Source organism: Bradyrhizobium zhanjiangense (assembly GCF_004114935.1).
Lineage (GTDB): Bacteria > Pseudomonadota > Alphaproteobacteria > Rhizobiales > Xanthobacteraceae > Bradyrhizobium > Bradyrhizobium zhanjiangense.
Genome location: NZ_CP022221.1, coordinates 1,367,833 through 1,380,000, shown reverse-complemented (window position 1 = coordinate 1,380,000; position 12,168 = coordinate 1,367,833). Strand labels below are relative to the sequence as shown.

General features: G+C 61.8%; 6 protein-coding genes, 2 tRNA genes and 2 rRNA genes (1 of these 10 only partly in view). 4 read left to right on the top strand and 6 right to left on the bottom strand.

Features of this window, described 5'->3' with window-relative positions:
• The 4 genes from XH85_RS06550 to XH85_RS06535 all read right to left on the bottom strand — a co-directional run.
• Window positions 1-350: ribosomal RNA gene (locus tag XH85_RS06550) — 23S ribosomal RNA — on the bottom strand (it extends 2,497 nt beyond the left edge of the window).
• 383 nt (window positions 351-733) lie between these two features.
• A tRNA-Ala gene (locus XH85_RS06545) sits at window positions 734-809 on the bottom strand.
• 33 nt (window positions 810-842) lie between these two features.
• A tRNA-Ile gene (locus XH85_RS06540) sits at window positions 843-919 on the bottom strand.
• A gap of 223 nt (window positions 920-1,142) precedes the next feature.
• Window positions 1,143-2,631: ribosomal RNA gene (locus tag XH85_RS06535) — 16S ribosomal RNA — on the bottom strand.
• Together the 16S and 23S rRNA genes with 2 tRNA genes alongside form the textbook arrangement of a ribosomal RNA operon.
• A 1,068-nt stretch (window positions 2,632-3,699) precedes the next feature.
• Here XH85_RS06535 and XH85_RS06530 point away from each other — a divergent pair.
• Entirely contained in the window at window positions 3,700-5,763 is a 2,064-nt protein-coding gene (locus XH85_RS06530; protein WP_128931234.1) for a M23 family metallopeptidase, read from the top strand.
• A gap of 156 nt (window positions 5,764-5,919) precedes the next feature.
• Complete coding sequence (locus tag XH85_RS06525) at window positions 5,920-6,282, top strand: SPW repeat protein (protein WP_128931233.1); 363 nt, start codon at window positions 5,920-5,922, stop codon at window positions 6,280-6,282.
• 85 nt (window positions 6,283-6,367) lie between these two features.
• Here XH85_RS06525 and XH85_RS06520 read toward each other — a convergent pair whose 3' ends face one another.
• Entirely contained in the window at window positions 6,368-6,781 is a 414-nt protein-coding gene (locus XH85_RS06520; protein WP_128931232.1) for a hypothetical protein, read from the bottom strand.
• A 448-nt stretch (window positions 6,782-7,229) separates the two neighbouring features.
• On the opposite strand from XH85_RS06520, the gene XH85_RS06515 reads away from it, so the two are divergent.
• Both XH85_RS06515 and XH85_RS06510 read left to right on the top strand, forming a co-directional pair.
• A complete protein-coding gene (locus XH85_RS06515; protein ID WP_128931231.1) occupies window positions 7,230-8,861 on the top strand; it encodes an NHL repeat-containing protein in 1,632 nt (543 codons plus the stop codon).
• 87 nt (window positions 8,862-8,948) lie between these two features.
• Window positions 8,949-9,215, top strand: a complete 267-nt coding sequence (locus XH85_RS06510; protein WP_128931230.1) for a hypothetical protein — start codon at window positions 8,949-8,951, stop codon at window positions 9,213-9,215.
• 180 nt (window positions 9,216-9,395) lie between these two features.
• Here the strand turns inward: XH85_RS06510 and clpB are convergent, their stop codons facing one another.
• Window positions 9,396-12,035: an ATP-dependent chaperone ClpB gene (gene clpB / locus XH85_RS06505; protein ID WP_128931229.1), complete on the bottom strand. Its 2,640-nt coding sequence runs from the start codon at window positions 12,033-12,035 to the stop codon at window positions 9,396-9,398.
• Between the last annotated feature and the right edge of the window lie 133 nt (window positions 12,036-12,168).

Genomic DNA, 12,168 nt, shown 5'->3' with positions numbered 1-12,168 from the left:
CCGCGTTCGCTCGCCACTACTAACGGAGTCTCTGTTGATGTCCTTTCCTCCAGGTACTTAGATGTTTCAGTTCCCTGGGTTTGCTTGAAACCTCCTATGTATTCAGAAGTCTCATACCTTCTCTTGATAACCGGAAATCCAAAACCTCGAGGGTCATGGTCCCGATCATTTCTGGTCGAACACCAAGACACAAGGTCTTGGAGTTCCGGCTATCGAAGGTGGGTTTCCCCATTCGGAAATCCGCGGATCAAAGCTTCTTCGCAGCTCCCCACGGCTTATCGCAGCGTAGCACGTCCTTCATCGCCTCTCAGCGCCAAGGCATCCACCGAACACCCTTAAGGCACTTGATTGCTCTCATTATCAATGTCCACACACTCGGCAGAATGTTGTCTGTACGATTGCCTTGCGGCGCGCACCCTCGATGAATGCTACGTACAGCCGGACATTGACTAGAAAGACCAGCTTGCTTCGTAAGATCGTTCCGATAGCGAGGCGGTCAAGCTTCGCTAAAAGGATCATTTTACAACTCGCATTCAACCTCACGGCTGAAAGCGAGCGCCGAAAATGATCCGGAGATAATGAAGGCCCGCGCAACGATATGCTGCACGACCCAACTCGGATCGATCTCCTCTTTACGATGTCAGAAAACACGCAGTTCACTGTCTATCCAGACTAGTGAATGCGAAGTGATGTTTCGCGGACGACGGTACATGATCTCGGTGATCAAACCATCTGGTGGAGCCAGACGGGATCGAACCGACGACCTCATGCTTGCAAAGCACGCGCTCTCCCAGCTGAGCTATGGCCCCGTAACCAGAAGACGAATGCTCACTCGATGAAAGTGGTGGGCCTGGGAAGACTTGAACTTCCGACCTCACGCTTATCAAGCGCGCGCTCTAACCAACTGAGCTACAAGCCCTAACGCTATCCTTTTCAGGACTAGGGTCTTGCGTGCATGCATCGGCGACCAGCGCAGATGCAATCGCACAGCGCAGCCCCGGCGCGTGTTCGTCCGCGAAGAAAGAGAAACGAAGACGGCGAAATCCCGCCAATGCAGCTCAACGATCTGGCGATCTGTTGGCCACTGATGTTTCTAAAACGATCCGATAGTGAGCGTGAGCTCGCTGAAGGATCATCCTTAGAAAGGAGGTGATCCAGCCGCAGGTTCCCCTACGGCTACCTTGTTACGACTTCACCCCAGTCGCTGACCCTACCGTGGCCGGCTGCCTCCCTTGCGGGTTAGCGCACCGTCTTCAGGTAAAGCCAACTCCCATGGTGTGACGGGCGGTGTGTACAAGGCCCGGGAACGTATTCACCGTGGCGTGCTGATCCACGATTACTAGCGATTCCAACTTCATGGGCTCGAGTTGCAGAGCCCAATCCGAACTGAGACGGCTTTTTGAGATTTGCTAGGACTTGCGTCTTCGCATCCCATTGTCACCGCCATTGTAGCACGTGTGTAGCCCAGCCCGTAAGGGCCATGAGGACTTGACGTCATCCCCACCTTCCTCGCGGCTTATCACCGGCAGTCTCCTTAGAGTGCTCAACTAAATGGTAGCAACTAAGGACGGGGGTTGCGCTCGTTGCGGGACTTAACCCAACATCTCACGACACGAGCTGACGACAGCCATGCAGCACCTGTGTTCCAGGCTCCGAAGAGAAGGTCACGTCTCTGCGACCGGTCCTGGACATGTCAAGGGCTGGTAAGGTTCTGCGCGTTGCGTCGAATTAAACCACATGCTCCACCGCTTGTGCGGGCCCCCGTCAATTCCTTTGAGTTTTAATCTTGCGACCGTACTCCCCAGGCGGAATGCTTAAAGCGTTAGCTGCGCCACTAGTGAGTAAACCCACTAACGGCTGGCATTCATCGTTTACGGCGTGGACTACCAGGGTATCTAATCCTGTTTGCTCCCCACGCTTTCGTGCCTCAGCGTCAGTACCGGGCCAGTGAGCCGCCTTCGCCACTGGTGTTCTTGCGAATATCTACGAATTTCACCTCTACACTCGCAGTTCCACTCACCTCTCCCGGACTCAAGATCTTCAGTATCAAAGGCAGTTCTGGAGTTGAGCTCCAGGATTTCACCCCTGACTTAAAGACCCGCCTACGCACCCTTTACGCCCAGTGATTCCGAGCAACGCTAGCCCCCTTCGTATTACCGCGGCTGCTGGCACGAAGTTAGCCGGGGCTTATTCTTGCGGTACCGTCATTATCTTCCCGCACAAAAGAGCTTTACAACCCTAGGGCCTTCATCACTCACGCGGCATGGCTGGATCAGGGTTGCCCCCATTGTCCAATATTCCCCACTGCTGCCTCCCGTAGGAGTTTGGGCCGTGTCTCAGTCCCAATGTGGCTGATCATCCTCTCAGACCAGCTACTGATCGTCGCCTTGGTGAGCCATTACCTCACCAACTAGCTAATCAGACGCGGGCCGATCTTTCGGCGATAAATCTTTCCCCGTAAGGGCTTATCCGGTATTAGCACAAGTTTCCCTGTGTTGTTCCGAACCAAAAGGTACGTTCCCACGCGTTACTCACCCGTCTGCCGCTGACGTATTGCTACGCCCGCTCGACTTGCATGTGTTAAGCCTGCCGCCAGCGTTCGCTCTGAGCCAGGATCAAACTCTCAAGTTGGACTTGAACTTTGAACCGGCTGATCACAACGTTTGACGAGGTCCCACCATACTCGCGAAGCGATTCACATCGCTTGCGAACTGACCTCAATCAAGAGGCCATGGTGTTACCTTTGAAACGTGTACCGCCGAAGTCTTTCGTCCGGTCTCGATCAGAAAAGCCGAAGCTTTTCAGAAGCGAGACCCGCAAGGACTCCGCCGTCCACGTTTCTCTTTCTTCATCTTCACTTGTCAAACAGCCCGGGACCGTGGAGGCCCCAACCTTCCTGGGAGGAAGGGTTCCGACACCCTTACCGACGATGAATGAACTCCAACCGACTGGTGTCGATTGTTGTGTCACTCAACAAGGTGAGGAGCATCAGTGGCGCGTTCGCTCGCCTTGGTCAGTGACCCGGCGGCGCCGCGCTCAGTGGTTGGGGTTATAGGCCCCACCTTCCGGGCTGTCAACGCCAATCGTCAACAAATCGTCGCACAGTGGATTGGCTGAAAAATTCGTGCGATTCCAGGCAGTTAGAAGGGCAAGGGGCGCGCGGACGGATGTCGCACGGAGAAAAAACTGAAAAAAGTTTGCGCCCCTGCGGGCTCCGGAGGGGGCTTAGGAAGCACTTGGGAGGGGCACTTGGGAGGGGGACTTGGCAGGGGGGACTTGGCAAGGGAACTTGGGAGGCGGACTTGGGAGGCGGCTTGGGACGCCCTTCCGAGGCGGCCTCCCGCGCCCGTTCCTTCAGGAAACTTTTTCCATATTTGGCGCCGTACTTGAGCCACAATCCCGCGGCGTTCTGATAAGAGACAAGCTTGAATCGCGGGAATGCCAGTGGGGGCTGCCGGCGGTTTTCATGGGGTCAGAGGAAGGCGATCTTGCAGATGACGCGGCCTTCTTCCGGCGTTCGAGAGACATCGAGAGACCTTTTTCCGTTTAGCTGTTCGTAATTTCGGCCGGCCCGTCATCGGGGCCTTCTGACCGCGAACGCCTATGCGGCTTGCCTTTTTCCTGCGATACGCCTCGAAGAGGGCGACCGGGAAGAGGCTCGAGGCGGGGCTTTTGGGTCGTTGAATTGGGGGACTTGGGTTGAACCACAGGACGTCACGCGGCGCTTACGGGCGTGAGACCGGGATCATCGATCTCGGCCACGAGCCGCCGCTGTCCGTCGATGGTTCTGAGGCCGCCGTCATCGATCGCCGCCGCGTCTCGGTACAATGGTTCAGCGGGACGATTCTGACCGGACTCTGCGGCGCGGCCCTGATCGGCGGCGCCGTTTTCGCGTCACTCGACGGCGAGATGACCTTCGCCAAGGTGCCGGAGCGGGTCGAAGGCGCGCTGCGCGGTGCATTCGGCGCAGCCGATCGCGCCGCCTCGCTGCACAAGAGCGACCGGCTGCCGCCGCCGAGCGAATCCACGGCGTCGCGCAACATCGTCCGCGTCTCCACGGTCGCCCGCGTCGGCAATCGCGACGTGATGCGTGTGCGTCCCTTCGTCCGCATCGCCGGCAATCTGTCGATGACGACGAGCGATCTGTCGGCGAAGATCCCGCCGTTCAACGCCCAGCGCCTGCTCACCGACGTCGGCGCCGATCCGAAGACCGCCTCCGATGATCCGAACAATCCGGAAGCGGTCGAGCCCGACGCCGAGGTCTCCTTCGTCACCAAGGACTTGTCGCCGGTGCTGCCGAAGGCCAAGATTTCCGCGGTGGTGGCGCTCGACGACATCCTGATGCGGGTGCGCGATGCCGCCAATTGGCGCGGCAATGGCGGGGTGCGCTACGCCTCGCTCGCCAATGCCACCGCCGACGTCTCCCGCGCGACCGGGGCGTCCGACATGAAGATGGCCTATGCCACCGAAGTGTCGTCGTCCGATCCCTATGCCGGCTTCGAGACGCGCGTGGTGCCGGAAAACGTCACGTTGCTGCCCAAGACCAAGGAGCAGATCACCGGCGGCAATCCCAACGGCGAACGCGTCCACATGGTCAAGAAGGGCGACAGCGTCGCTGGCGTGCTGCGCGATCTCGGCGCCACCGCCGACGAGATCAAGGCGATCACCGCAACGCTCGGTCCGCGCGGCCGCGACGGCGGCCTGAAGGAAGGCGAGAAGCTCCGCATCCTGATGGCGCCCGCCAGCCCCGGCGCCCGCCTGCAGCCTTATCGCGTGGTGGTTGCAAACGACACCATGGTCGAGGCGATCGCGGCGCTGTCCGATCTCGGCAAATACGTCGCGGTCGACGTCTCCAGCATGAACACCGTCGCCGACGCAGCGGCCAGCGCCAACAGCGACGACGATGACGACGATGACGGCTCCGGCGTGCGGCTCTACCAGAGCATCTACGAGACCGCGATGCGCAACAAGGTGCCGATGCCGGTCATCGACGACATGATCAAGATCTATTCCTACGACGTCGATTTCCAGCGCAAGGTGCAGCCGGGCGATTCCTTCGACGTGTTCTACGCCGGCGAAGACGAGGGCGTGACCGCGAGCGAGAAGAACGAGGTGCTGTTCGCTTCGCTGACCGTCGGCGGCGAGACCAAGAAATACTACCGCTACCAAAGCCCCGACGACGGCGTCGTCGACTACTATGACGAGACCGGCAAGAGCGCGAAGAAGTTCCTGGTCAGGAAGCCCGTCAACAACGCGATCATGCGCTCCGGCTTCGGCGGCCGCCGCCATCCGATCCTCGGCTACGTGAAGATGCACACCGGCGTCGACTGGGCCACCGCCTACGGCACGCCGATCTTCGCCTCCGGCAACGGCATGATCGAGAAGGCCGGCCCCGAGGGCGGCTACGGCAAGTACATCCGCATCAAGCACTCCAACGGCTACGAGACCGCCTACGGCCACATGTCGGCCTTCGCCAAGGGTATGGAAGTCGGCAAGAAGGTGCGGCAGGGCCAGGTGATCGGCTTCGTCGGATCGTCGGGCCTATCGACCGGCCCGCACGTCCACTACGAGATCCTGGTCAACGGCCGCTTCGTCGATCCGATGCGCGTGAAGCTGCCGCGCGGCCGGTCGCTGGAGGGCCCGATGCTGGCGAGCTTCGAGAAGGAGCGCGACCGGCTCGACGGCATGATGAGCGGCCGCGGCGGCGCCATCGCCCGCATGTCGGACGCAACCGGCGGGCCGCTGCAGGTCATCAACCGCTAAGCCAGCTGAGTGGACTTCGTGGCGAGGCGGCTTGCCGCCTCACATCAGGTGCCGCGCGTTCCGCTCCTTCATTCAATTTCCCTGGAACCGCAAGGAACACGCCGGACGGTGGCCCGGTTATTTTCGCATGAGGGGGCGGAGCTGATGGAGGATGTCATGGAGAACTGGACGAACGCAAAATGGTGCGACGTCGCCAATCTGGTCCTCGGCGCATTCCTGTTCTTCTCGCCCTGGATATTCGGATTCGATGCCGGAGTAGCCTCTCAGAACGCGTATGTCGCGGGCATCGTCATTGCGATACTGGCCATCGCGGCGCTCGCAGCCTTCGCGGTGTGGGAGGAGTGGCTTAACCTGATCGTCGGCCTGTGGACGCTTATTGCGCCTTGGGTGCTCGGGTTCCAGGGCGCCAAGACGGCAATGACGGTGCACGTCGTGGTCGGCATCCTGGTGGCTGTGCTTGCTGCGGTCGAACTCTGGATGATGTCCCAGAACCCGCCGCGGCTGACGACAGGTCGGTAACAGAAGCCCCGTCCGCACCACGGCGCGAGCGGGGCCATTATGCAGATATCACTTCCGCCGTATCCGGCAATCCGGCGCCGGAGAGCTACGGCAGCGCCCACGCCCGCACGATCACGAAGACGATCCCGATCGCCGTCAGGCCGAACGAGACGGCCGCCAGCGGCAAAAGGACATCGATCGCGGCATGCGAGCCGCGAAGTTTTGCACCCCAGACCTTGAATTCGCCGGCCTCCCAGTCGTGCAGTGAGGTCGGCCCCAGATGCGGCTCGTACGGCATCCGATACCTCCTCCAGAGCCGCGAAAGGGCCCAGGGCAGCAGGATCGCGACTACGAACAGCAACGTGACGAGGCCGAGGGAAAGACTGATGTCACTGCTGCGGTCAAACAGCACCCAGGCCATGAACGCGAACCATACGACAAGGCCGACCGCTGCCCCGTAGATCTTGGGATGAAGCTCGTCAAAGACACGATGATTGTGGGCGACAAGATCTTGTTTCATAGCAATATCCTGCGCTGCTCTGGGGCAACCCCAGTCCTCCGCACCAGTTTCATCAAATCGAAGGGTTCCGGCGCCCCTCGTCGGGCTGGGACGATGGAACGGTTGGACGCTCAATCGCGATTGCCGCGCGGCCACTTGCTGGAAGGCCCGATACGCAAACCTCGAAAGACCGCGGCGGGCTCGAAGCGATGATGAGCGGCCGCAACGGCGCGATCATCCGGATATCGAATGCGAGTTGGATGCGACGCTAGTGCTGTGTCTCTGACCGTACTCTGTGGCCCAACGGATTCCGGGCTCCCTCGCCCCGCTCGGGCCCGGAATGACGGAATGAACTGTCGGAATCACAACACCAGTGAAATGAAGTCGCTTCAGTGCGTCACAACGTCAAGTTTCGTTTGCCAAAGCCGTGTGATGGGCGAATACTTTCCGAAAAATGGGAGGTCTCGCCATGAAGAACAGGCTCGCCTGCGCAGCTCTGGTTGGTGCAATTTTTTCCATCACGAGCGCATCGGCCGAGACATTGCCGGCAACCTGGGAGGTCACCAAACTCGTCCCGGGCTCCGCATTCCACGGCGTACATGGGCTCGGCATCGACAAGGCCGGCCATCTGTTCGCCGGCAGCGTCGCGGGCGCCGCGCTCTACGAGGTCGACATCGCGGGCGGTACCGCCAAGGTTGCAATCCCCGCTCCGATCGGAATGGCCGACGACATCGCGTTCGCGCCCGACGGCACCATGGCCTGGACCGGCTTCCTCGCCGGCGATCTTTACGCGCGCAAGGGCGACGGCCCGATCAAGAAGCTTGCTTCCGGTCTTCCCGGCATCAACTCGCTCGCCTTCCGCAAGGACGGCAGACTCTACGCCACCACCGTCTTCCTCGGCGACACGCTCTACGAGATCGACGTCGAGGGCGTCAAACCGCCGCGACAGATCATGGAGAAGATGGGCGGCCTCAACGGCTTCGAGTTCGGTCCCGACGACAAGCTCTACGGTCCGCTCTGGTTCAAGGGACAGGTCGCCAGGGTTGACGTCGACAAGGCCGAGCTGACCGTGGTCGCCGACGGCTTCAAGGTCCCGGCCGCGGTGAACTTCGATTCCAAGGGCAACCTGTTTGTGGTCGACACCGCGCTCGGCCAGCTCGTCCGCGTCGATCCGAAATCCGGCGCCAAGACGATGGTCGCGCAACTGAAGCCGTCGCTGGACAATCTCGCGATCGACGACAAGGACCGCATCTACGTCTCCAACATGGCCGACAACGGCATCCAGGAGATCGATCCGGCGACCGGTCAGGCGAAGCAGATCATCATCGGCAAGCTGGCCCTGCCCGGCGGCATCGGCGTCACCTCGGAGAATGGCAAGGATACGATCCACGTCGCCGACGTATTCGCCTATCGCACGGTGGACGGTGCCACCGGCGAGGTCACCGAGAAGGCGCGCATGCACGCCGCCGGCGTCACCCTCGAATATCCGATGAGCGCGACGGCGAAGGGCAACGACGTGGTGCTGTCGAGCTGGTTCACCGGCACGGTGCAGGTGATCGACGGCAAGACCGGCGCAACGCGCGACATGCTGCACGGCTTCAAGGCCCCGCATGACGCGATCGTGCTCGCGGACGGCAGCATTCTGGTGGCCGAGCTCGGCACCAAATCGCTGGTCAAGGCGAGCGGTGAGCATGGCAAGGATCGCGCCACGCTGATCGGCGAGCTCGAGGGACCGGTGGGTCTCGTCGGCGGATCGGACGGCGAGGTCTACGTCACCGAAGCCTTCTCTGGCGTGGTCTCCCGGATCGACCAGAACGGCGCAAAGACCGTGCTCGCCAAGGAGCTGAAAATGCCCGAAGGCATCGCGCGCGCCAGCGACGGCAAGCTGGTCGTGGCGGAAGTGGGCGCCAAACGATTGATCGAGATCGCGCCGGAGACCGGCAAGGTGACGGAGATCGCGGCCAATCTCCCGATCGGCCTGACGGGCGCGCCGGGCGGCCTGCCGACGCATATCCCGACAGGCGTCGCGATCGGCGCGAGCGGCGTTATCTACTTCAGCTCGGACGTGGAGAACGCGATCTACAAGGCTGTGAAGAAGTAACATCCGCCCGAGAAGACCTGACCGCGGAACCCACGCGCGGGTTCACGGTTAGACGCTGACGGAAGCCGACCAGCAGGAGGATCGCCCATGACGCGCCTCTCACGCGACGATGTCATCAAGGCCGTGGACCGGGCCGACGACGTCACCATAGCCCAGATCATCGGAACCGGCGCGACCGTCGAGGAACTCGCCGAAGCCCAGGCCTGGCTCGCCAACGACGAGCCGATGATCAACGATTTGCGGCCGCTGGCGCAGGGACGGGTGCGCGAGCTGGTGGATATTTTGTCGGAGCTGGAGGAGGTTGACGACGAGGAAGGTCCGGCCTCTCCGGGCTCCGCGTCCGCAGTCAGCTAAAGCATGATCCGGAAAAGTGCGCAGCGGTTTTCCGAAAAGATCATGCTCAAACAACAACCTAAAGCGCGATGACGATTCATCCTAATCTCATCGCGCTTTAGCAGCAGATCCCACCCAACAATTCGCCCCGGAGGGGTGAACCTCTCCGGGGCGGCCTGTTGTTTAAGGTGGCAGAAACGATCAGTTCAGCTTCCGTTTCGCCACCGGCGCCTCGAACTGGGCGATCTCCGCGGTCTGCGGCGCCTTGCCGTTGAAGGTCAGCACATTGCCTTCGGACGAGATCGCAACGCTGTCGCCGTCCCTGACGTCGCCGGCGAGGATCATCTCGGCGAGCGGGTCCTGGAGGTGACGCTGGATCACGCGCTTGAGCGGGCGTGCGCCGTAGGCAGGATCCCAGCCCTTGGCCGCGAGCCAGTCGCGCCCTGCGGCATCGAGCGTCAGCACGATCTTGCGATCGGTGAGCAGCTTCTGCAGCCGCGCGAACTGTATCTCGACGATCCGGCCCATCTCGCTCTTCTGCAAGCGGTGGAACAGGATGATCTCGTCGACGCGGTTGAGGAATTCGGGGCGGAAATGCCCACGCACCATTCCCATCACCTGCTCGCGCACGGCCGAGGTGTCCTCGCCTTCCGGCTGGTTCACCAAAAATTCCGAACCGAGGTTCGAGGTCATGATGATCAGCGTGTTGCGGAAATCGACGGTGCGGCCCTGGCCGTCGGTCAGGCGGCCGTCGTCGAGCACCTGCAACAGGACGTTGAAGACATCAGGATGCGCCTTCTCGATCTCGTCGAACAGCACCACCTGGTAGGGCCGGCGCCGCACCGCTTCGGTGAGCGCGCCGCCCTCGTCATAGCCGACATAGCCCGGAGGCGCGCCGATCAGACGCGAGACCGAATGCTTCTCCATGTATTCGGACATGTCGAGCCGGACCATCGCGGTCTCGTCGTTGAATAGGTACTCCGCCAGCGCCTTGGTCAGCTCGGTCTTGCCGACGCCGGTCGGTCCCAAGAACATGAACGAGCCGGTCGGCCGGTTCGGGTCCTGCAGGCCTGCACGCGAGCGGCGCACGGCGGTTGCGACCGCACGCACGGCCTCGGCCTGGCCGACGACGCGCTTGCCGAGCTGCTCCTCCATCTTCAGGAGCTTCTCCTTCTCGCCTTCCAGCATCTTATCGACGGGCACGCCGGTCCAGCGCGAGACAACCTGCGCGATGTGGTTGGCGGTAACAGCCTCCTCCATCATCTCGCCGGCGTTCTCCTTGGCTTCGATATCCGCAAGCTTCTTCTCGAGTTCCGGGATCCTTCCATAGGCCAGCTCGCCGGCCTTCTGGAATTCGCCGCGCCGCTGGGCGTTGGCCAGCTCGACACGCAAGCCGTCGAGCTCGGCCTTCAGCTTCTGGGCATCGGAGAGCTTGCTTTTCTCTGCGCTCCAGCGCGCCGTCAGGGCCGCAGACTTCTCCTCGAGCTCGGCAAGATCCTTCTCCAGCGTCTGGAGCCGGGTCTTGGAGCCGGAATCGCTTTCCTTCTTCAGCGCCTCCTGCTCGATCTTGAGCCGGATGATCTCGCGATCCAGCGAATCCAGCTCTTCCGGCTTGGAATCGACCTGCATCTTCAGCCGCGCCGCGGCCTCATCCATGAGGTCGATCGCCTTGTCGGGCAGGAAGCGGTCGGTGATGTAGCGGTTGGACAGCGTCGCGGAGGCCACAAGCGCGGAATCGGAGATCCGCACGCCATGGTGCTGTTCGTACTTGTCCTTCAGCCCGCGCAGGATCGAGATGGTATCCTCGACCGACGGCTCGCTGACGAAGATCGGCTGGAAGCGCCGTGCCAGCGCCGCGTCCTTCTCGACGTGCTTCTGGTACTCGTCGAGCGTGGTCGCGCCGATGCAGTGCAGCTCGCCGCGGGCGAGCGCCGGCTTGAGCAGGTTGGAGGCGTCCATCGCGCCGTCACCCTTGCCGGCGCCGATCAGCGTGTGCATCTCGTCGATGAACAGGATGTAGGTGCCCTCGCTCGCGGTGACTTCCTGGAGCACGGCCTTGAGGCGCTCCTCAAACTCGCCGCGGTATTTCGCACCGGCAATCAGCGCACCGAGGTCGAGCGACAGCAGCTTCTTGTCCTTCAGACTCTCCGGCACGTCACCATTGACGATGCGCAGCGCGAGGCCCTCGGCGATGGCGGTCTTGCCGACGCCGGGCTCACCGATCAGGACAGGGTTGTTCTTGGTCCGGCGCGATAGCACCTGGATGGTGCGGCGGATCTCCTCGTCGCGGCCGATGACCGGGTCGAGCTTGCCGTCGCGCGCCGCCTGGGTCAGGTCGCGGGCATATTTCTTGAGCGCGTCATAGGCGTTCTCGGCGGTCGCGGAGTCCGCGGTGCGACCCTTGCGCAGCGCCTCGATCGCCGCATTGAGATTTTGCGGGGTGACACCGCCCTTGTTGAGGATCGTGCCGGCCTCGCTGGACTTCTCCAGCGCAAGACCGAGCAGCAGCCGCTCGACCGTGACAAAGCTGTCGCCAGCCTTCTCGCCGGCCTTTTCGGCGGCATCAAAAGTGCGGGCGAGCTCGGGCGCCAGATAGATCTGACCGGCGCCGCCGCCGGAGACCTTCGGCACTTTGTTCAGGGCGTCCTCGGTCGCCTTCAGGATCGCACGGGAATTGCCGCCGGCTCGGTCGATCAGACCGGAAGCCAGCCCCTCAGTGTCGTCCAGCAGGACCTTCAGCATGTGCAGGGTGGAGAACTGCTGGTGCCCCTCGCGCATCGCAAGCGACTGCGCGGACTGGATGAAGCCCCTGGAGCGTTCGGTGTATTTCTCGATATTCATGTCTTTTCTATCCCTCGGCCTGCCCCTGGGGCCCTCTAAGGCACCCCAAATGGCATCTTCACTGGGTTTCCGATTACCGCATTGACGTTTCTCAACCGGTAACGGGTCTCTTTTGCCGGCGTGGCCGCCGGCC